19 protein-coding genes are annotated in these 20,249 nt (G+C 37.0%); 18 read left to right on the top strand and 1 reads right to left on the bottom strand.

The features are described from left to right. The first annotated feature begins 52 nt into the window (after positions 1-52). The 11 genes from IJ535_RS11990 to IJ535_RS11940 all read left to right on the top strand — a co-directional run bounded on the left by IJ535_RS11990 (position 53) and on the right by IJ535_RS11940 (position 9,924). Positions 53-838, top strand: a complete 786-nt coding sequence (locus IJ535_RS11990) for a YhfC family intramembrane metalloprotease (protein ID WP_294303187.1) — start codon at positions 53-55, stop codon at positions 836-838. A 2-nt stretch (positions 839-840) separates the two neighbouring features. Next, positions 841-1,662 carry an alpha/beta fold hydrolase gene (locus IJ535_RS11985; RefSeq protein ID WP_294303184.1) on the top strand — a complete coding sequence of 274 codons (822 nt, stop codon included), beginning with the start codon at positions 841-843 and terminating at the stop codon, positions 1,660-1,662. Positions 1,663-1,974: 312 nt separating this feature from the next. Continuing rightward, positions 1,975-2,619: a MerR family transcriptional regulator gene (locus tag IJ535_RS11980; protein ID WP_294303181.1), complete on the top strand. Its 645-nt coding sequence runs from the start codon at positions 1,975-1,977 to the stop codon at positions 2,617-2,619. Next, the gene (locus tag IJ535_RS11975; protein ID WP_090550038.1) at positions 2,600-2,911 is read left to right on the top strand and encodes a YbjQ family protein; all 312 of its coding nucleotides are present in this window, start codon (positions 2,600-2,602) and stop codon (positions 2,909-2,911) included. Before IJ535_RS11980 ends, IJ535_RS11975 begins: the two co-directional genes overlap by 20 nt. Before the next feature lie 92 nt (positions 2,912-3,003). Next, positions 3,004-3,234: a purine biosynthesis protein PurH gene (locus tag IJ535_RS11970; protein WP_294303172.1), complete on the top strand. Its 231-nt coding sequence runs from the start codon at positions 3,004-3,006 to the stop codon at positions 3,232-3,234. Between the two features lie 116 nt (positions 3,235-3,350). Continuing rightward, positions 3,351-4,040 carry a YczE/YyaS/YitT family protein gene (locus IJ535_RS11965; protein ID WP_294303171.1) on the top strand — a complete coding sequence of 230 codons (690 nt, stop codon included), beginning with the start codon at positions 3,351-3,353 and terminating at the stop codon, positions 4,038-4,040. A gap of 12 nt (positions 4,041-4,052) precedes the next feature. Continuing rightward, positions 4,053-4,508: a GAF domain-containing protein gene (locus tag IJ535_RS11960; RefSeq protein ID WP_294303169.1), complete on the top strand. Its 456-nt coding sequence runs from the start codon at positions 4,053-4,055 to the stop codon at positions 4,506-4,508. A gap of 102 nt (positions 4,509-4,610) precedes the next feature. Beyond that, on the top strand, positions 4,611-5,006 hold the full coding sequence (locus IJ535_RS11955) for a pyridoxamine 5'-phosphate oxidase family protein (protein ID WP_294303164.1): 396 nt from the start codon (positions 4,611-4,613) through the stop codon (positions 5,004-5,006). A 172-nt stretch (positions 5,007-5,178) separates the two neighbouring features. After that, entirely contained in the window at positions 5,179-6,549 is a 1,371-nt protein-coding gene (locus IJ535_RS11950) for an MATE family efflux transporter (protein ID WP_294303161.1), read from the top strand. A gap of 235 nt (positions 6,550-6,784) precedes the next feature. Further along, positions 6,785-7,954, top strand: a complete 1,170-nt coding sequence (locus tag IJ535_RS11945) for an alpha/beta hydrolase-fold protein (RefSeq protein ID WP_294303158.1) — start codon at positions 6,785-6,787, stop codon at positions 7,952-7,954. A 116-nt stretch (positions 7,955-8,070) separates the two neighbouring features. After that, positions 8,071-9,924, top strand: a complete 1,854-nt coding sequence (locus IJ535_RS11940; RefSeq protein ID WP_294303154.1) for a subtype A tannase — start codon at positions 8,071-8,073, stop codon at positions 9,922-9,924. 41 nt (positions 9,925-9,965) lie between these two features. On the opposite strand, the gene IJ535_RS11935 is transcribed toward IJ535_RS11940, so the two are convergent. Next, positions 9,966-10,412 (bottom strand): MerR family transcriptional regulator, encoded by a 447-nt coding sequence (locus IJ535_RS11935; protein ID WP_294303152.1) that lies wholly within the window; start codon positions 10,410-10,412, stop codon positions 9,966-9,968. Between the two features lie 118 nt (positions 10,413-10,530). Here IJ535_RS11935 and IJ535_RS11930 point away from each other — a divergent pair, with 118 nt between their 5' ends. The 7 genes from IJ535_RS11930 (at position 10,531) to IJ535_RS11900 (ending at position 20,160) form a co-directional block, all read left to right on the top strand. After that, positions 10,531-11,532, top strand: a complete 1,002-nt coding sequence (locus IJ535_RS11930; RefSeq protein WP_294303150.1) for an alpha/beta hydrolase — start codon at positions 10,531-10,533, stop codon at positions 11,530-11,532. 69 nt (positions 11,533-11,601) lie between these two features. After that, complete coding sequence (locus tag IJ535_RS11925) at positions 11,602-12,303, top strand: LytR/AlgR family response regulator transcription factor (protein WP_294303147.1); 702 nt, start codon at positions 11,602-11,604, stop codon at positions 12,301-12,303. Then, entirely contained in the window at positions 12,303-12,974 is a 672-nt protein-coding gene (locus IJ535_RS11920; RefSeq protein WP_294303144.1) for a hypothetical protein, read from the top strand. Before IJ535_RS11925 ends, IJ535_RS11920 begins: the two co-directional genes overlap by 1 nt. A gap of 10 nt (positions 12,975-12,984) precedes the next feature. Then, positions 12,985-13,629, top strand: a complete 645-nt coding sequence (locus IJ535_RS11915; protein WP_294303142.1) for an ATP-binding protein — start codon at positions 12,985-12,987, stop codon at positions 13,627-13,629. 128 nt (positions 13,630-13,757) lie between these two features. Continuing rightward, positions 13,758-16,814: a glycoside hydrolase family 3 C-terminal domain-containing protein gene (locus tag IJ535_RS11910; protein WP_294303138.1), complete on the top strand. Its 3,057-nt coding sequence runs from the start codon at positions 13,758-13,760 to the stop codon at positions 16,812-16,814. 192 nt (positions 16,815-17,006) lie between these two features. Beyond that, on the top strand, positions 17,007-18,812 hold the full coding sequence (locus IJ535_RS11905) for a helix-turn-helix domain-containing protein (protein ID WP_294303136.1): 1,806 nt from the start codon (positions 17,007-17,009) through the stop codon (positions 18,810-18,812). A 334-nt stretch (positions 18,813-19,146) separates the two neighbouring features. Continuing rightward, positions 19,147-20,160, top strand: a complete 1,014-nt coding sequence (locus IJ535_RS11900; protein ID WP_294303133.1) for a radical SAM protein — start codon at positions 19,147-19,149, stop codon at positions 20,158-20,160. Positions 20,161-20,249: the final 89 nt, after the last annotated feature.

The following is a 20,249-nucleotide window of genomic DNA, read 5'->3' as shown; positions in this document are numbered from 1 at the left end:
TAGACATAGACAAGGCCAAGTCTTAAAACTAATTCTTTTAAAGGAGGCTGTTATGGGAACAGTACCTGCATTATCAATTATAGGAATGTGCTTTGCTTTTATAGTGGCAGTTGGGCTTCCGATTGGACTTATGATTTATGCATTTCTTAAACTAAAGGCAGACATGCTTTGGTTTGGAATAGGAGCTGCTACATTTATTATCTTTGCACTTGTGCTAGAGCAATGCCTTCATGTTGTAATGATTAAACAATTTGGTGAAGCATTAACAGGAAATCTTTTAGTGAAGGCTGTTTATGGTGGACTTGCAGCAGGTGTGTTTGAAGAGATGGGGCGGTTTACTTCAATGAATCTTTTTAAAAAGAAGGGGCTCAACAAACTAAATGCATTAATGTATGGCATAGGTCATGGTGGAATAGAGGCTATTATCATTGTTGGATTATCTTCTATATCAAATCTGATAACATCAATATTGATTAACACCGGAACCTTTGAACCAATGTTAGCTTCACTTGATGCAAGTACTAAAGAGCAAACAATGCAGCAGGTATCATTGCTTTGGACTACTGACTCACTGGATTTTTATCTGGCAGGAGTAGAGCGAGTTGTTGCTGTAACCTTACATATATGCCTATCCTATATAGTTTATAAGGCAGTGACAAATAAAAAGGTACAGCTATTGTTATTAGCCATTGTCCTTCATGCAGGGTTGGATTTTGTGACAGTTCTTTTAGCAGGATATGTATCAAGCTTAGTTTTAGAGCTGGTACTAATAGTGCTTGTAACTATTATTGCAGTATTAGTATTTAAGACATACTTAAATGATAGGGAGATTGCATAATTATGAAGGAGAAGATTTACAGCACAAGGTGCGGGCAGATTCATTATTGGATTAATCCTGATGGAACGAATCAGGACAAGCAGCTGGTGTTTTTACCGGGGCTAACTGCAGATCATAGATTATTTGATAAGCAGATTGAGTATTTTGAAGGTATGTATCCAGTGTTTGTGTGGGATGCGCCTGCACATGCTCTTTCTTATCCTTTTGATATGGATTTTTCCCTGGCAGACAAAGCTACATGGCTAAATGAAATTCTTTTGGAGAATGGTTTTGATAAGCCTGTTATTATAGGACAGTCCATGGGTGGATATTTGGGGCAAATGTTTATGCAGTTATTTCCTAATAAGGCTGTTGGATTTGTATCCATTGATTCGGCTCCATTGCAAAAGCAGTACTATATAGGAATTGAGCTTTGGCTACTTCATAGAATGACTCCTGTGTATCGCTATTATCCGTGGAAGACACTATTGAGACAGGGTACAAATGGGGTGGCAACCACTGAATACGGACGTGCCTTAATGAGGGAGTTCATGATGACCTATGATGGTGACCAAGAAAGATATTCAAGTCTTGCAGGCGGTGGCTACAGGATTTTGGTCGAGGCTGTTGAAGCAGAGCTACCTTATGAGATTACATGTCCTGCAATGCTTATATGCGGCACCAAGGATATGGCAGGCTCCACTAAAAGATACAACAGAGTATGGCATGCTAAGACAGGATTACCACTTCACTGGATTGAAGGTGCAGGTCACAATGCAAACACCGACAGACCAAGGGAAATTAATAGGTTAATCACTGAGTTTTTAGGAGAAGCTACTATCTGAGAGGGAAAAATGTGCTACAGGCAGTAGTGGCAAAGAGAGAGATTACTACCTGAAAAGGAAAAATGTCTTATAGGTAGTAGCAGCAAAGAAAAAGATTACTACCTGTGAAGGAAAAATGTCTTATAGGTAGTAGTGGCAAAGAAAAAGATTACTACCTGTGAAGGAAAAATGTCTTATAGGTAGTAGTGGCAAAGAAAAAGACTACTATCTGAGAAGGAAAAGTGTTCTATAGCTAGTAGTACCAAGAAAAGAGACTACTAACTGAGAAAGAAGAATGAGTTACAGGTAGTAGTTGGCAAGTGTGGAGACAGCATGAAGATTAATCAAGTAGAAGAACTAGTTGGGATTACAAAAAAGAATATCCGTTTTTATGAGGAGCAGGGGCTGATTATTCCTAAGCGCAATCTAGAGAATGGGTATAGAGATTACTCCTTGGAGGATGTGGACCTATTAAATAAGATAAAGCTTCTTAGAAGATTAGAGGTTCCTATTGAGGAGATAAAAAGACTTGAAGCAGGAAAAATCTCTGTAGCTGATTGTTTAGATAGACATATTTCTCATTTTACACATAGACAGCAGGAGCTGGATGTGATGAAGGAAATGTGCAGAGAAATGATTGAAGCAGATGTTCACTTTGATAATCTACAGGCTGAATCTTACCTTGAGGAAATGAAAAAGCTTGAGAAGGGAGGCATTAGATTTATGGATGTAAACAAAACTGATATAAAGAAAAGTAAGCAGGGTCCTATTATTGCAGCAGCTGTTAGTATAGTATTCTTTTTGGCAATGATTATTTTTATTTGCCTGACAGCTATGAGTGACCCAGATACACCACTTGGATTTATTGCTATTATTGTTGTGCTTTTTGGTGCCATGATTGTTGGAACAGTTATTGCACTTAAACAAAGATTAAAGGAAATAGAAGGAGGAGAAATTTATGAAGCTCGTAAGTATTGAAACAATCCCAGGTCAGAATTTTGAGGCCATTGGAGTAGTGAAAGGAACTATCGTACAGTCAAAAAACTTTGGTAAGGATTTTATGGCTGGTATGAAGACACTAGTTGGTGGTGAAATAAAAGGCTACACAGATATGCTTGTGGAAGCTAGACAGATTGCTACTAAGAGAATGGTGGATGAGGCTGAGCAGCTTGGAGCTGATGCCATTGTTGGTGTGAGATATGCATCATCATCTGTTATGCAGGGTGCAGCAGAGGTTATGGCATACGGAACAGCAGTAAAGTTCATTTAGGGTATAAATGCCAGAACAGCGATGCTCTGGCTCTTTTTATGTATATGATGTATAATTGGACAAAACCAAGATTTATTTAATGGAGATGTACTATGTCATATTTAATCAAAGACACAACAAAAGAAGAAAGAGAGCAAATAGTAAAGGAATCTCTTGGAAATATCGAGGCATACTGTGATGGATGCATGGCAGGACTTGCAGAAATGTATGATGATTATATTGAAGGCAAGAAGGAGCTTCGAGAGATTAACATGGAGTTCAATGCCAGATATGTTAAGGATGATAACATGGAAGGTAGAGATGGCAGAAGCTGCGTAATGTAATGATGAATAATTGGAGTCAGAAGGTAAAACTTCTGGCTCTTTTTATATTTATGATGTATAATTGTGCGCAGGAAAATTGGGCAAAACCAAACCCGGAATTATTGAGGAATATTTAGGTGTATAGATTTTTAAGAGAAGAGAATAGGACTAATAGAGATAAGAGGACTATTTTTTCAAATGTAATACTTGCAGCAGTGAGTTTATTTATAAATGGTTTTGGTGTGTATCTTACCATTCAGGCTAACATAGGTGCTGGACCTTGGGATGTTCTAAATCTCGGAATTTCAAATAGCTTTGGAATCCTTTATGGAACTGCATCAATAATTGTTTCATATAGTATTTTAGGGATTGATATCCTTATGAAGGAGCCTATAGGTATAGCAATGTTTATAGATGCATTTGTGGTTGGAAAGTCAGTTGATTTTTTTAATTATATGGATTTTGTAAAGCCATGTAGCTCTGTCAAAACAGGTATTCCTGTAATGATATTAGGGCTTGTGATAATGGCTTATACTCAATACACATATATGGCAGCAGCACTTGGATGTGGACCAAGAGACACATTATTAGTTGGCTTGGTTAAAAGGCTTAAGAAGGTACCTCTTGGTGTAGTTAGCATTGTACTATTAAGTGCAGCTACATTTGTAGGATGGCTACTAGGAGGCCCTGTTGGTATTGGTACATTGATATGTGCTTTTTGTACTGGACCTATAATGCAATTGGCATTTAATACAGTTCATTTTGATGCTGCAAAAATACATCATCAAAGAATAACAGAATCTTTTAGAACAATATTAAACAAATAACGGAGAGGAAACATGACAGATTACAATTTACTAGCAGAACAGATTAAGGCACTAGCTGAGGATGAGCCAAATTACATTCCAGTTCTTTCAAATGCATCAGCGATTATTTATGATGCCATGGAGGATTTAAACTGGGCAGGCTTTTATTTGATGAATAAGGGTTCGCTTTTACTTGGACCATTTCAGGGAAAGGTAGCTTGTATTAGGATTGCACTTGGTAAGGGGGTATGCGGTACTGCAGCAGGAAATGATGAGACTCTTGTGGTTCCAAATGTGCATGAATTTCCAGGGCACATTGCATGCGACTGTGCATCTAATTCTGAAATAGTAGTGCCAATCCACAAAGATGGCAAAGTAGTAGGTGTACTTGATATTGATAGTCCTAAGTTTGATAGATTCTCCAAAGAGGATAAGCTTGGGCTGGAGAAGTTTGTAAAATGCTTAGAAACTGTAATAAGCTTTGATTAAATAATGGTAAAACGTGAGATAAACTAAATTGTGCACAATACACTTGCATCTCACTGATGATTGGGATATGATGAAGAAAAAGGAATTAAGGAGGATTATTACATGGAAAGAGTGGAAAAGTTTCTTAAGGAAGCAGGTACTTATTATCTAGCAACAGTTGAAGGTGATCAGCCTAGAGTTAGACCATTTGGAACAGCACATATTATTGACGGCAAATTATACATCCAGACAGGAAAATCTAAGGATGTTTCAAAGCAGATTCATAAGAATCCAAAGGTAGAGGTTTGTGCTTTCAAAGATGGACAGTGGCTTCGTGTTGCTGGAGAGCTTGTATCAGATGATAGAAGAGAAATAAAGCAGGCTATGCTTGATGCATATCCATCCCTTCAGAATATGTATTCTGCAGATGATGATAATACAGAGGTTCTTTACTTCAAGAATGCTGTTGCAACATTTAGCTCATTTACAGATGCACCAGAAACTATAAAGTTTTCTTAGTTCAGATATTGCAATGAGTGAAAAAATTGCAAATTTGTGCAAAATGTCCTTGGACAACCTAAAGAGTTTCTGATAAATTTCATATTTAGAAATAAGTAGCGTGTGTAGCGAAAGCGTAAGTCCAGCGTATGTATGGCGGCTCGTTGCACACGCTTTTTTTATGGAGGTATTAATGAACAATCCAATGAAGGAAGCACCAGTAAATTCGCTGATGCTAAAGATGGGAACACCAATTATTTTATCGATGATGATGCAGGCACTATATAACATAGTAGATTCTGCATTTGTGTCTAATATGGGAGCAAATGGAGAGATGGCTCTTAATGCGCTGACGCTGGCTTTTCCCGTGCAGGTATTATTAATAGCACTTGGAATTGGTACAGGTGTAGGTATGAATGTAGTGGTTGCAAGAAGCCTGGGTCAACAGGATTATGAGAAGGCATCACGTGCAGCAGGTACTACAAAAGTGCTGGCATTTATAATTTTTGCAATGTTTTTTCTGTTTGGAGCTTTTGGTGTAAAGCTTTATATAGGAACTCAAACAACAAATGCAACAATTTCAGATATGGCAGTGGTATATCTTAGAATTTGCTGCATGCTATCACTTGGAAATGTATATTTTACAGTATATGAAAAGCTTCTTCAGGCCCATGGCAGGTCAAAGTATTCTACAATTGCCCAGATTGCCGGTGCGCTTACAAATATTATTCTAGATCCAATTTTAATATATGGATTACTTGGCCTTCCTAGGATGGAGGTAGTAGGTGCAGCACTTGCCACAGTAATAGGCCAGTTTGTATCAATGGGGCTTGGTTGGTATTTCCATCGTAAATACGATAACGAAGTTTCAAATGATAGAAAGTATTTAAAATTGAATGGTGCTATGGTTAAAGAAATCTATTCAATAGGTTTCCCTGCTATTATTGCTCAGGCCTTGATGTCTATAATGACATATCTATTGAATATTATCTTTGTTCGCATTGGAGAAAATGTGGTTACTGCTTACGGGCTATATTACAAAATCCAGCAGTTTATTTTGTTCGCAGCCTTTGGCATGAGAGATACAATTACACCTATCATTTCCTTTGCCCATGGAATGAAGGATGAAAAGCGAATCAAAGATGGCATGAAATGGGGAATACTTTATACATCAGCAATTATGTTGTTTGGAACATTGCTTTTAGAAGCATTTGCAAGGCCATTTTCAAATATGTTTGGACTGTCTGGGGAGACCGAAGCAATTTGCATTGCAGCCATGAGAATAGTTTCCATAAGCTTTTTATTTGCAGGACTTAATATTTCGTTCCAGGGAATATACCAGGCACTTAACGCAGGACCTCAGTCACTTGTTATTTCAATTCTGAGACAGTTTGTGCTAGTAATTCCTGTAGCTTTTGTATTTTCAAATATGGTCAATTCAGGGACTGCATCGAAATCTATAATTTGGATGACATTTATAATTGCCGAGGTTTTAACAGCTATAATCGGATATATTATGCTTAGAAAAATAGTAAAGAATAGCTTGAAATTTGAGGCAATATAAAAATGTGGCCAAGCTTTCTACTTCGTTTACTATATAAAAAAGTATGAATCAGAATAAATCCATATTCTGAAAAGATTCTTATATCAAACACATACGTATCACATAAGCGAGATACTATTTCTTATGTCGCAAGGCAGCGAATGGTAGCTCGCTTTATAAAATACTCCAAATATGAAAATTGTATCTCTTTAATTTTGTATGCAGCAGAAAAAAATAATATTTGGAGGAATTTATAATGAGAAAAATTTTAGCATTAATGTTGTGCGGGGCAATTGGCTTATCAGCTGTTGCTTGCGGACAGACGGAAATGGTGACAACAGAAACAAGTGAGACAGTGGAAACTGAGGGGACTACAGCAGAGGCTGAAGCAACATCTACAGGAACTGTAGATAACAGCTTCGCAGAGGACACAGATGCTCTAGTGGAAGCTTATACGGATGTGTTTGAGCAAGTGGAGTACACCGATGATGAAACTGGTCTCACAGTTACATATAATATCTATCTACCAGAGGGCTATGATGCATCTGAAGAATATCCAATGGTAGTCTTTATTGCAGATTCAAGCTGTGCAGGTGATGATGCAACGAAATCATTAACACAGGGACGAGGTGCACTAGTGTGGGCATCTGATGAATGGCAAGCTGCAAATCCAAGTATCGTATTGGTGCCAACATATCCAGAAACAATTCTCGATGACCAGAATGGATACAGTACAACTGAATATGTGGAGCTTACAAAGCGATTGATTGATGATGTGTCAGAAGAATATGCTGTTGATACAGATAGAATCTATGGTACCGGTCAGTCCATGGGCTGTATGACCACACTTATCCTGGCATCTGAATATCCAGACCTTTATGCAGCATGCATGTTTGTTGATGGTCAGTGGGATGTAAGCACACTTTCATCGCTTGAAGATCAGACATTTATTTATTTCGCAGCTGAAGATGATCAAAATGCATATAATGGTATGCAGGAAGTCATGGAAATGTTTGATGAAGACGGTGTTGATTATACATATGACCAGTGGGATGGAACATGGACTCCAGATGAGCTTTCTGAGGCAACAGCAGAGCTTTTAGCAGGTGGAACAAAGGCATACTTTGTGTCATGGGCATCAGGAACAATAGAAGCTGGCAGTCAAACATCATTCGCTGGTCCAAATAGTTCTTCTGATGATTCTGAAAGACCGGCTTTGGATGCAGATAATGAGAAGCCTGAAATGTTAGAGGATGCAAAAAGCCAAGAAGCTGGCGAAAAAACAGAAGGTGGTAAAGGCAATGGACAAGGCGGCATGAATGCAGGTGGAGATGATTCCATGATGCAGAGTGTTCAATATCATATGGCATCATTTGATTATGCATACAGATGTGTAGCAGTAATGGAGTGGTTGTTTGAGAATTAATTCCTTATATGACTTAATGAATTCAAACAATGGAATTGTTTATGTGGGATGTTGAAAGTAATATGACATCAGGGCTGAATGATGTATCTTTTACGAAAGGAAGGTATATAATTCAAATGAAAAGAAAGTATTTAAAAATGGCAGTTGCAGGTGTGATGAGTGTTTCACTTGTTGCTTGTGGACAGGCAGCCGAGACTTCTTCTACAGAGGTAACCACAACGGCTTCTGCAGAGAGTACAAAGGTCATTACCAATTTAGACCAGATTGATAATACAAAATGGCTCTATAATGAGGAGGACAATGTTTATTATCAGATAGGCATTCAGTATTGCGAGAATCCAGCTGATCTAAATTATGAGACTTTGGCTGTATATGTGCCTGGTGAATATATGGATGTAACTGACAATGGAGATGGAACATATACCTGTGAAATTAATTATGATAATACAGCAGGAAGTAGCAATTATACTGCTGCCACAGCACCTATAGCGCTTCCAGTAAACACTCCAGGATATGCAGCTATGGATGCCCCAACTGAGTATGATTCAAACTTTGGTTACGGCTCAGTTTCAGATTATACTAGCGAGGGATTTATCCTTGTAGTAGCAGGATGCCGTGGTAGAGATGCAGGTGCGCCAGCAGGTGTAACAGATTTAAAGGCTGCTATTAGATATATTCGATATAATGATGGAAATATCGCAGGAAACATGGAAAGAGTGTTTACTCTTGGCATGTCTGGTGGTGGTGCCCAGTCTGCACTTCTTGGTATCACTGGAGATTCAGCACTTTACGATGCTTATCTTGAGGAAATTGGAGCTGTTATGGGCGTTTCAGATGCAGTAATGGGTTCACAGGCTTGGTGCCCAATTACAAATCTTGATAGCGCAGATGCTGCATATGAGTGGAACATGGGCAACACACGTAGTGATTTGACAGATGAAGAGCAGGAAATATCTGATGCGCTTACAGCGTATTATGCAGATTATATTAATGCGCTTGGTCTTACTGACGAGGATGGAAATGTGCTTACCCTGGAAGAATCAGAGGACGGTAGATACCAGGCTGGTAGCTATTATGAATACATAAAAGAAGTAATAGAAACATCACTTAATAACTTCTTGGCTGACACAGAATTCCCATATGATTCCGATTCATCATCACAAGGTGGTGGTATGGGAGGCATGGGCGGTCCTGGCGGTGGCAGAGGAGATTTTGATTCTGAAAATGCACCAGAAGACTTCGATAAAGCTGATTTTGGTGGCGAAAAGGATGCAGCAGCCAAGCCTGAAGATGGTGAAACAGATTATACAGCTATAGATGATATTTCACGTAAAGAGACATCATCAGGCGTTACTATTAGTGGAACATATGAAACTGTTCAGGATTATATCGATGCTTTAAATGCAAATGGAACTTGGGTTGAATATGACGAAGAAACCAATACTGCAACAATCACAAGTATTGCTGATTTTACTGCAGCAGTTAAAACAGTTTCTAAGGATTTGGGAGCCTTTGACCAGTTAGATGGAGGTCAGGGAGAAAACACACTCTTTGGTTATGGAGATGGTGAAGGTGCTCATTTCGATGCAGAGCTTGCCAAAATTCTTGAGGAGATTGGTTCTGATTATGCAGCTGATTATGCTGAGGATTTAACCAAAACAGATTCAGTTGGAAACACAGTAGATGTGCGATTGAATATGTATAGTCCAATGTATTACTTGCTTTCAGATTCAGAGGGCTATCAGTCATCATCAGTAGCCCAGTACTTTAGAATTAATTCAGGCTTGTGGCAGAGTGATACAGCAATCAGTACAGAAGCAAACCTAGCACTTGCATTAGAGAATTATTCAGAAGATATTGATGTAGATTTTACAACAGTATGGGGAATGCAGCATACAACAGCTGAAAGAACAGGAGATTCAACAACTAACTTTATTGAGTGGGTTAATGAATGTCTTGTAAATCAATAAAAGCTATAAAAGGCGACCAAGTGGTCGCCTTTTACTATTCACTAAACTGCTTTTTGATTTCCATTATCATAAAGCTTTTGAATTTTTGGAGGAAGCTTGTCTGGGAGCATTGCATTAATATTATCCTCATTTCCATCCTTTATGGCCTGCTCATAATACCAGCATTTGTATTTTAGCATGTCTAGAGTTCTTTGAAGTTTACAAATTTCATTTTCTACAGCATCACGTCTGGCTTCAAAAAGCTTTAATCTGTCTTCGTAGGTTTCAGCACCGCGGGTAGTCATCTCCATGAATTGTTTAATCTCTTTAATCTCAAGGCCTGAGCTTTTAAGACATTCTACTATTCGAAGAGCTGCAATTTCATTTTCTGAAAAATCTCTTATTCCTGAGTGACGTTGCATATTTGGAAAGAACCCCTCATTATCGTAATAACGAAGTGTGGAAATAGGTATATTAAACATTTCTGATACTTGACCTATAGTGTACATAAGTTGACCTCCAAAAAAATAAAAAACCTTGACCTAAAGTCAGCTTTAGGTATTACTATAGTCATAGTAACACGATTAACCATGAAATACAATATTTAAAGACGGAGGGGACAATCTTATGATAAGAAAAGAACAATTAGATTTAGTAACAGAGTGGGATAAGACTTTTGAAAAAAGTGATAAGGTGGAACATAGTAAGGTGACTTTTGTAAATAGATATGGAATCACACTTGCTGCAGATATGTATATTCCAAAGAATGCTAAGGGAAAGCTTCCAGCAATTGCAGTGTCTGGCCCATTTGGTGCGGTGAAGGAACAATGCTCTGGGCTGTATGCACAGACAATGGCAGAAAGAGGATTTGTTACAATTGCCTTTGACCCATCCTTTACAGGTGAGTCAGGTGGTAATGTGAGATATATGGCATCACCTGACATCAACACAGAGGATTTTATGGCAGCAGTGGACTTCCTTTCATTAGATGCTAGAGTTGACGCTGATAGAATTGGTATCATAGGAATCTGCGGATGGGGTGGAATGGCTCTTAACGCTGCATCGCTTGATACAAGAATTAAGGCCACAGTAGCTGCAACTATGTATGATATGACAAGAGTAAACGCTAAGGGGTATTTTGATTCAGAGGATAGTGAAGAGGCTAGATACGCAAAAAGAGCTGCCATGTGTGCTCAGCGATTAGAAGATTTGAAAGCTGATGAATACAAGCTTGGTGGTGGCGTGGTAGATCCACTTCCAGAGGATGCACCTTTCTTTGTTAAGGATTACTATGACTACTATAAAACTGACAGGGGATACCACAAGCGAAGCCTTAATTCTAATGGTGGCTGGAATGTGATTGGATGTGAATCTTTTATAAATCAGCCAATACTTCAGTATACAAATGAAATAAGAAGTGCAGTGCTATTAATCCATGGCGAGAAGGCTCATTCATGTTATTTCGCCAAGGACGCTTATGCAAATATGATTAAAGATAGCAAGTATGCAGACAACAAGGAACTTATGATTATTCCAGAAGCAGTTCACATAGACCTTTATGATGGGGGAGACAAGAATTATATTCCATTTGACAAGCTGCAGAGCTTCTTCGAGGAAAATTTAAAGTAATAGTGGGCTTTGTTTTTGATTAAGAAGGTAAGTGATGAAGAATATAATAAACTGTAGTATAATCACACCATGAAAATTGCAATTATTGATGATTCTGTTACTGATGCAAATGTGTTAAAGGGCTATTTGCATCAGTACAGTGAAAAATCGGGGAAAGAATTTAATATAGATTATTATGAGGCCAGCATTGATTTTCTAGAAGAATTTCATAATCATTATGATGTTTTATTTTTAGATATAGAAATGCCTGGCTCTGATGGTCTGACTGTGGCTAGGGAAATCCGCAAAAAGGATAGTTCCGTAGCCATTGTTTTCGTTACCAATATGGCTCAGTTTGCTATAGAAGGGTACAAGGTTAATGCTGTAGATTTTATTGTTAAGCCAGTGGGTTATTTCGTATTTACGGATACACTTGAAAAGGCTATTAATTCAGTGTCACAGAGGCCAGATACCTCAGTTTTGATAAATGACCCTGATGGACTTTATAAAATAAATAGTAATGAGATATTGTATATTGAAAAGTCCCAGGACAAAGTGATTTTTCACACCATGTCGCGGGATTATATTGAGCGAAATACTATTAAGTCTATCAAAGAAAAGCTTGGTAACAAGTTTTTCGGAGAATGTTCATCAGGTATTCTTGTTAACTATGAACAGGTACGATGTATTACTAAGGAAGAGGTAGATGTAGGTATTGCCAAGCTGCCGCTTTCCAGACGTCAGAAGAAGCAATTTACTGAGGATTATATTAAGTATGTAGGTGGTTATTGATGGAAATATTAATTCAAATTCAGAATATTATAATAGGTTCCTTCGTCAGATTTCCATTGGAGCTACTTATTGCGGAGGTACCTTTTTTAGTTAATCAAAGGAGAAATAGAGGATTTGTATCTAGGCTGATACTTGGCATTGTAATCTATATGATTTGCTGTGGTTTGTGGGGCTATGTAATACTGATTCCTACAGATGGACAGCAGGGGTTTGATATATATAGTTTTCTAAGATATTTTGTATGGGCTCTTTTTAGCATAATTCCTATTTATCTTGTATTTGATATGGAATTTATAGAAATCCTGTTTGCTGTTGCCAGTGGATATGCAACGGAGCATATGTGCTTTGGTCTTACCACAATTCTGATTTATTATATTGGGATGGAGCCTAATGAAAGATTTAGTACATACATTTTGTTCCACTATGCCTCTTATGTGGTGTGGGATGTTATCATTTATTATATAATAGTGAAAAGAAATATAGATAAGAATCATTTTAGAAAAAATGACAGGAGAATATCAATTCTGTTTGTGGTTGTGATGGTAGCTGCAATAGGATTAAGTCTGGCCTATTCTAATGCAGAAGTTAGCTTCTTATCAAGAGTAGTATGTCCAAGCTATAGTTTTATGTGCTGCGGGCTTGTGCTTGTAATGGAAGTATTACGTACTTAGAGAAAACCAAATGCTAGAGGAGCAGCATACCATGGAGCAGTTGCTTCAGATGGCAGACAATGCGCACAAAAGCAACAAGGAAGCTATAGACATTATTAATATTAAATGTCATGATTTGAAGCATCAGTTAAAGGCGTTGACTAAGCTTGAAGATAATAAAGAGAGAAATGAATACATAAAGGAAGTGCAGCAGGCTGTATCTATATATGATGCCACTTATCATACTGGATGCGAGACATTGGATTATGTTCTTAGGGAAAAAACATTGATTTCTAACGAGAGAGATGTTGCTTTTAGCTGTATGATTGATGGTAAGCTTATTGACTTTATGACTCCAACAGATATATACGCTCTAATGGGAAACGCTTTTGATAATGCACTGGAAAGTGTTGTAAAAGAAAAGCCAGAGGAAAGAGTTATCAGCCTTCACATAAAAGAGCGAGGAGACATGGTTTTAATTCATATGGAAAACAGATGCTCTAGAGAGATTCAATTTATAGATGGACTTCCTGTCACTACAAAGGATGACAAAAGCTACCATGGTTTTGGAGTCAAGAGTATTAAATATATTACTGAGAAGTATGGCGGCTCAATACTTATGAGTACAAAAAATGGTAAGTTTTATTTAGATATAATACTACCCAAGGCACAGTAATGTAATACCGATTAAATGAAAAAAATGACCGATTTCTGAAAAAATTCAGAGATTGGTCATTTTTTTGTTATCTTATATCCAAGTTAAGAGCGCGCTTTGTTAATAAGTTTAATATGAGGAGAAAGATGATGTTACAGTTTTTAATTGATAGGCTCACTCCTATATTTACAGGTATGGGAGTTTCGCCTGAGGATGTTCAGACATATGTGACTCAATTGGGCGGATATATTTACGCGATATTAGGAACAATAATAGCGTTGATAGTAGTTCTTATTGCAGCACATTTTTTTGCTAAAAAGGGTTCAAGATTTGTGGTTAGATGGTCAGCGGTAACAGCCTGGTTTGCTATCATTTTAGTTATCGTAAATTCGATATGCTTAGGACCTATGTATAACAACTTAGCTCCTATAATCAATGGCGCGGCAACTGTTTCAGATGATGCTAAGAAGGCATCTGAAGATATAAATGTGGAAATAGGTGAGGAAGGAATTGTTCTTGCAAAGAACGAGGATGCAACACTTCCTTTAGCAGACAATTCTAATATTAACGTATTTGGTTGGGCAGCTACAAATCCTATCTACGGTGGAACAGGATCTGGTTCTGCAGATAATACTGGAAACATAGATATTTTACAGTCGCTAAAGGATGCAGGCTTTAATGTTAATCAGTCACTTGTTGATATGTATGTGGATTATAGTGCGACAAGAGATTTAGGTGGCAACGTAGTAAGTGTCAACTATACAGATTGGTCGCTTCCTGAACCACCAGTAGAAAAATACACTGATGATTTAATGAATGAAGCCAAAAGCTTCTCCGATACAGCACTTGTGGTTATTTCCCGTTCAGGTGGTGAAGGACAGGATGAGCCACAGGATATGAAAGCTGTAATCGATGGAACTTATAATACAGCAGATAGGGATGCAGATGGACATGAGAATTATACATATTTAGCAAGCAGCTACAATAATAACTCAAAGAGCTATGACGATTTTGATGAGGGTGAGCATTACCTTGAGCTGAGTAACACAGAAGAAGATATGCTTGAACTTGTTACTTCAGAATTTAGGAATGTTATCGTGGTGATCAACGCCAATAATACTATGGAGCTTGGCTGGGTTAATGATTATGATTCAATTAAGTCTGTACTATTAGTTCCAGGTACTGGAGCAACTGGTATGGAAGCTCTTGGCGAAATTTTAAATGGTACAGTAAATCCTTCAGGCCGTACTGCAGATACATTCGTGTATGATTTATTTGATACTCCTACAGTTAACAACTATGGTTCTTTTGTTTACAACAATGTGCAGGACATGAAGGATGAGTTTACAGCAGCTGACGAAGCCTTCAAAGGTGCATTTGGTTTTGTTGACTATATCGAGGGTATTTATGTGGGCTACAAGTTCTATGAAACAGCAGCTGAGGAAGGTCTTATTAATTATGATGAAAAGGTTTTATATCCTTTTGGATATGGATTAAGCTACACTGATTTTTCTCAGGAGATTACAGGCTTTACCGAAAATAATGATTCTGTTTCTATAGAGGTTACTGTTACTAACACAGGTGATGTGGCAGGAAAGGATGTTGTAGAGCTATATTATAATCCACCTTATTATAATGGTGGTATTGAAAAGGCATCAGTAAATCTTATTGATTTTGATAAGACAGATGTCCTTGAACCAGGTGATTCGCAGGTGATTAGCTTTGAAGTTGCATATGAGGATATGGCATCATATGATTCCAATAGTATCAAGGCTTCATCAGGTAATGGTGGCTATGTTCTTGAAGCAGGTGATTATATTCTTTCTATTAGAGAAGATTCTCATACAGTAATTGATGAAAGAACTATTACTATAGATGCAGATATTGATTACTCAAAAGATAGTAGACATTCAGATAATATACCTGCAAATAATCAGTTCCAGGATTATTCCCTTGGAAAGGTAACATATCTTTCACGAGCAGATGGATTTGCTAATTATGAAGAGGCTACAGCTGCTCCAGCGGAAGAACTATTTGCAATGGATGATGATGTGCAGGCTTTTATCAGAATGCATGCTGTGCCTGAATATGATCCAACTGTATTTGACAATCCAGAAGATGAAATGCCTGTAACTGGTGAAAAAAATGGCTTGGATCTTAAAGATTTTGTTGGCGTAAGCTATGATGATGAGTCATGGGATGAATTGCTTAACCAAATGACCTTTGAAGATATGGCTAATATGGTAAACCTTGGTGGTTTCCAAACAGCAGCAGTAGAATCTGTGGGTAAGGTACTTACACTTGATTCAGATGGTACATCAGGCCTTAATGATTGGTATATCGGTGTATATGGAACAGCTTATGCAACAGAATACCTTATTGCACAGACATGGAATAAGGAGCTTGCATATAGAATTGGTCAAGCAGAGGGTGATGAATATGCATCAGCTGGAATTTATGGAACATATTCTCCTGCAATGAATATACATAGGAGCGCTTTTGGCGGAAGAAACTTTGAGTATTATTCAGAAGATGGAGTATTAGCAGGAAATATTGCAAGCAATACTGTAAATGGACTTGCTACAAAGGGCGTATATGCATATATTAAGCATTTTGTATTAAATGATCAGGAGGTAAACAGATGTAGCTTCCTACAAACATTTGCAGATGAGCAGGCCATTAGAGAAATCTATATGAAGCCTTTTGAAATATGTGTTAAGTCCAATGTAGAGGTTGGCGGCGCGAAGGCAGGATATCCACTTGCAGTGATGAGCTCATTCAACTTTATTGGAGATGTATGGTCTGGTGCAAATTCAAATCTTCTAAACAATGTTCTTAGAAATGAATGGGGCTTTAGAGGAATGGTGCTGACTGATTGGAATGGTGATTATGGCTACCAGAACACTGATGATGCAGTAAGAAATGGTAATGATGCAATGCTTGGTTTCTATAAATATGATTCAAACCAGCTTACAGATACTGATTCAGCAACACTTACAATTGCACTTCGACAGGCATGTAAGAACATTATGTATACAACTGTAAACTCAGGGAACTATTATCCTGAAAACCTAGACAAGGGTATGGATAAGCTTACAAAGATGTTTATTACAATTGATGTAATTGCAGCAGTGGTATTAGTTGGTTTAGAGATACTGGTAGTTATGCTTTATCTAAAAAAGAAGAAGCAGGCAGTGTCAGAATAATAAAATATGTTAGTATATAATCTATATCTTTATTAATTCTCTCTTCTCAAGTGTAGATTATTACTATATCAAGGGGCTCATATGGAGCCCCTTATTACATTATTCAAGGAAAGCCTCTCATTTTTATTGACAAAAAGGTAAGCCTTAGATAATTTATTAAAGGGGATATTGGGGAGGGTAAGGTTTTAGATAATGGATAAAGAATTACAGAATTTTTATAGTTTATTAAAAAACATAAGAGAATATAGAGGAATATCACTTGCTCAGCTTTCACTTGGACTGTGTACTCCTTCGAACCTTCATTATTTTGAAAATGGAGACAGGATTCCGAATTACTTCATGCGGAATAGGTTAATGGCCAGATTAGGAATTTCGCCAGAGGAATTTGAAGATTATGTGGAGGACGAAGAGTATAATGTCATTGAAACCCTGGTAAAGCTTGAGGCTTTTATTTTGGATAATAACAGTAACGAAATAGAAAAGCTTTTAAATCTATTAAAAACCGAGTTTGCAGACAGTGGCAAAATACGGAATCAGCTGGTTGATGTATTGGATGCATTTTATCTTGAAAATAATAATGGAAGCAAAGAAGAAATAAGAGCCTTATTTAAAAATGCTTTAGATTACACTATGAAAGGAATAGATATTCAAATGCTGGATAAGTATTGCTTGGCTCCAGAAGAGATATTTATTTTGGAGAGATACCTGTATTACAGCAGTTTGATCGATTCATCCACAGAAAATCTTCTTTCCCATAAGGAACTATATGAAAAGGTATTTTCATATATCCAGAAATCAAATTTTGACAAGATTGCATACATCAAATTGATGTCCGGTGTAGTTGTTAGATACTATGAGCTGTTTAAATCGCTATTAAATTCAAAAGACAGATTTATTACAGCTGAGGTTATTGATGAAGTTATAGAGCTGGAGCGTTCCAAGTCAAGAGTTTATAATTTGCAAAAGCTCATCCAAATAAAAAGAGAGCTGAACATCATCAGTGGCTGGGAAGAGGAGATGCTAGAGGCTCTTAGTTTTGCAAAGCAGATAAGTGGCAGCGACGACATCATTAAATGGAAATCAGATGTTTTGCTCTTTGAAACAAGTGTTATATATTCAGTTTCACATACGATTTTACATCGAAGAAAGATGTTGAGCTTGAGCCGTGAGCAGTTGGCTGACGGAATTTGTTCAGTCAGGACTATAATGCGACTTGAAAAGAATGCTTCAAGAGCACAGCAGCAAATTGTCAGTCAGTTATTTCAGAGACTTGGACTGACATATTTGTTTAGAAGATTTGAAATTGCTACTTCAGAAATCGAAATTAATAACATGTTTTTGGAGTACAAAAAGCTACTCAATACCCAACAAATAGAAGCAGCAGAGGCATTAAAAAATAAACTTCTTACAAATGTTGATAAGACAGACAAGAGTAATCAGCAGGTATTGGCCAGATTAATAAATGTTTGTAATTATGAGCAGGGAAGAATCAGCAGGGAGGAGTTTGCAAATAACATTTTAAATACCCTTAGTCTTACCATTCCAATTGATAATATTGAGAATGCTGATGATTATTTTTTTACAAAGGCGGAAGGAATACTTTTATATTATTTAGCAGCGAAGGTTAAGAACCAGAAATGTGAAGAGATAATAGAAGGTATGTGCAACAATATTATGAGCACAAACAATAAATCAGTAAGCATTGGCTTTTACGACATAATTATGGAGTGGGTGGCAAGTAATCATGGAAATAAAGGTAATTACACTATTTCTGATGAACTTGCAAGGTATAATATTATCAGCATGCTTCGTAGAGATCGAATCTCTATGCTAGGAGGTTGCATTTATGATATTGTATGGAATAACTCCATGCAGGAAACAAAAAAAGACAATGCTCTTATTGAAAAAGGAATAAAAGCCTGTGTTGCTTTGGCAGAGTTTAAAAAAAGTGAATCAGAGAAAAAATTTTATGTCACAAATCTCGAGCCGTTACTCTAACTACATTTTTTAAACTCAATTTAAAATTATTCTTCTTCCCAAGGAGATATGAAGTTTGAATTTGGAGAGAACACAGTTACATAAGATACTGTAGAAGAAATAGTAACTGCAAGTGCAATAACCAAAGCTAATTTCTTAATAAACATAACATTATCCTCCTAGAACAAGAATATGTTAGCATGAAGAAATAACCAATAAAAGTGTCAGAGTTGTGAATGACCATATTCACAACTCTGACACTTTTTTTGTATGCATTTTTCGTGGTATCTTGCAGAGGAAGAAAATTGATAGGAAATATCAGGAAAGGAAAACTGAGTTATCAAGAAAAGATATTATGATTAAAAAATCTGAAAATGCATTTTGTTTTTCTATTGGAAATAAGAAGTATTTATTTAATGCAAATACTTTAAAGATGTTCGAAGTCGAAGAAGACCAATACAAACTGGTGGAAGCATTTGACGAGCATAGTGAGCTTAATCAAAATTCTCAGGCTGTTAAAGAACTTATAGATGAGGGGTTCTTCGTTTTTAAAGAACTAAAATATATGGATTTAAAAAAGAAACGATATGAAATGGCTTCCAAAGCAGATAAAAACTATATAAGTTATCTGCGAATATCTCTGACAGAAGGCTGCAATATGAGATGTAAATATTGCTTTGTAGCTGAGGAATTTGAGAAAAAGAAGCACTCAATGGATGAAGATAAATTTATATCTATTATAGAAGATTTTATCACCCACAATTATAAGAATAATGTTTCTATCCAATATTTTGGCGGCGAACCTCTTCTGAAGATGAACCTGATAAAAATTGGAAATGAGATGCTAAAGTCCGCGATAGCTGATGGAAAAATAAAATCTGCTAATCAGGAAGTTGTTACTAATGGAACGCTGATAAATGAAGATATTATCAATTATTTTCATGAGAATGATATTAAATGCACCATTAGTCTGGATGGACTGAAGGAGATTAACGACCGAAATAGAATATTTGCTGATGGCTCAGGAACATATGACACTGTGGTAAGTAAGTGCCAACTGATAAAGAGCATGAATGGACGAGTTTCTTTTCTTATGACACCTAGTAAAGATAACTTGGATTATTTACCAAGGTCTATTCAATATATGATTGATGAGCTTGGGGCTGATGAGATAAATATCAATGCACCACAGCCAAGAGTTGATGGTTGGGATGTGGATGGTGCTTTTCTCGCAGACAAGATTATACAAAGTATAGAAATTTGCCAGGATTGTAATATCCCATTTAATCATCCTGCATCTAATCTTATCTTTTTACTTCAAAGACATGAGTTGCAAAGATATTCATGTATAGTGTTAGCATCTAAATAGTACAAAACAAAATGAGATATCCCCTTCAAGTATTGTATAATCAACAAATGGAGGAACTCATTATGTCACGTCAAAGAAAACAACACAGC

This window comes from Pseudobutyrivibrio sp., from assembly GCF_017471675.1.
Taxonomy (GTDB): domain Bacteria; phylum Bacillota; class Clostridia; order Lachnospirales; family Lachnospiraceae; genus Pseudobutyrivibrio.
The sequence above is the reverse complement of the archived record's forward strand: the minus strand, read 5'-3'. Positions and strand labels throughout refer to the sequence as shown.

Coding starts and splice junctions, on each gene's coding strand:
- IJ535_RS11990 (WP_294303187.1), top strand. CDS start 53: ATGGGAACAGTACCTGCATTATCAATTATAGGAATGTGCTTTGCTTTT.
- IJ535_RS11985 (WP_294303184.1), top strand. CDS start 841: ATGAAGGAGAAGATTTACAGCACAAGGTGCGGGCAGATTCATTATTGG.
- IJ535_RS11980 (WP_294303181.1), top strand. CDS start 1,975: ATGAAGATTAATCAAGTAGAAGAACTAGTTGGGATTACAAAAAAGAAT.
- IJ535_RS11975 (WP_090550038.1), top strand. CDS start 2,600: ATGAAGCTCGTAAGTATTGAAACAATCCCAGGTCAGAATTTTGAGGCC.
- IJ535_RS11970 (WP_294303172.1), top strand. CDS start 3,004: ATGTCATATTTAATCAAAGACACAACAAAAGAAGAAAGAGAGCAAATA.
- IJ535_RS11960 (WP_294303169.1), top strand. CDS start 4,053: ATGACAGATTACAATTTACTAGCAGAACAGATTAAGGCACTAGCTGAG.
- IJ535_RS11955 (WP_294303164.1), top strand. CDS start 4,611: ATGGAAAGAGTGGAAAAGTTTCTTAAGGAAGCAGGTACTTATTATCTA.
- IJ535_RS11950 (WP_294303161.1), top strand. CDS start 5,179: ATGAACAATCCAATGAAGGAAGCACCAGTAAATTCGCTGATGCTAAAG.
- IJ535_RS11945 (WP_294303158.1), top strand. CDS start 6,785: ATGAGAAAAATTTTAGCATTAATGTTGTGCGGGGCAATTGGCTTATCA.
- IJ535_RS11940 (WP_294303154.1), top strand. CDS start 8,071: ATGAAAAGAAAGTATTTAAAAATGGCAGTTGCAGGTGTGATGAGTGTT.
- IJ535_RS11935 (WP_294303152.1), bottom strand. CDS start 10,412: ATGTACACTATAGGTCAAGTATCAGAAATGTTTAATATACCTATTTCC.
- IJ535_RS11930 (WP_294303150.1), top strand. CDS start 10,531: ATGATAAGAAAAGAACAATTAGATTTAGTAACAGAGTGGGATAAGACT.
- IJ535_RS11925 (WP_294303147.1), top strand. CDS start 11,602: ATGAAAATTGCAATTATTGATGATTCTGTTACTGATGCAAATGTGTTA.
- IJ535_RS11920 (WP_294303144.1), top strand. CDS start 12,303: ATGGAAATATTAATTCAAATTCAGAATATTATAATAGGTTCCTTCGTC.
- IJ535_RS11915 (WP_294303142.1), top strand. CDS start 12,985: ATGCTAGAGGAGCAGCATACCATGGAGCAGTTGCTTCAGATGGCAGAC.
- IJ535_RS11910 (WP_294303138.1), top strand. CDS start 13,758: ATGTTACAGTTTTTAATTGATAGGCTCACTCCTATATTTACAGGTATG.
- IJ535_RS11905 (WP_294303136.1), top strand. CDS start 17,007: ATGGATAAAGAATTACAGAATTTTTATAGTTTATTAAAAAACATAAGA.
- IJ535_RS11900 (WP_294303133.1), top strand. CDS start 19,147: ATGATTAAAAAATCTGAAAATGCATTTTGTTTTTCTATTGGAAATAAG.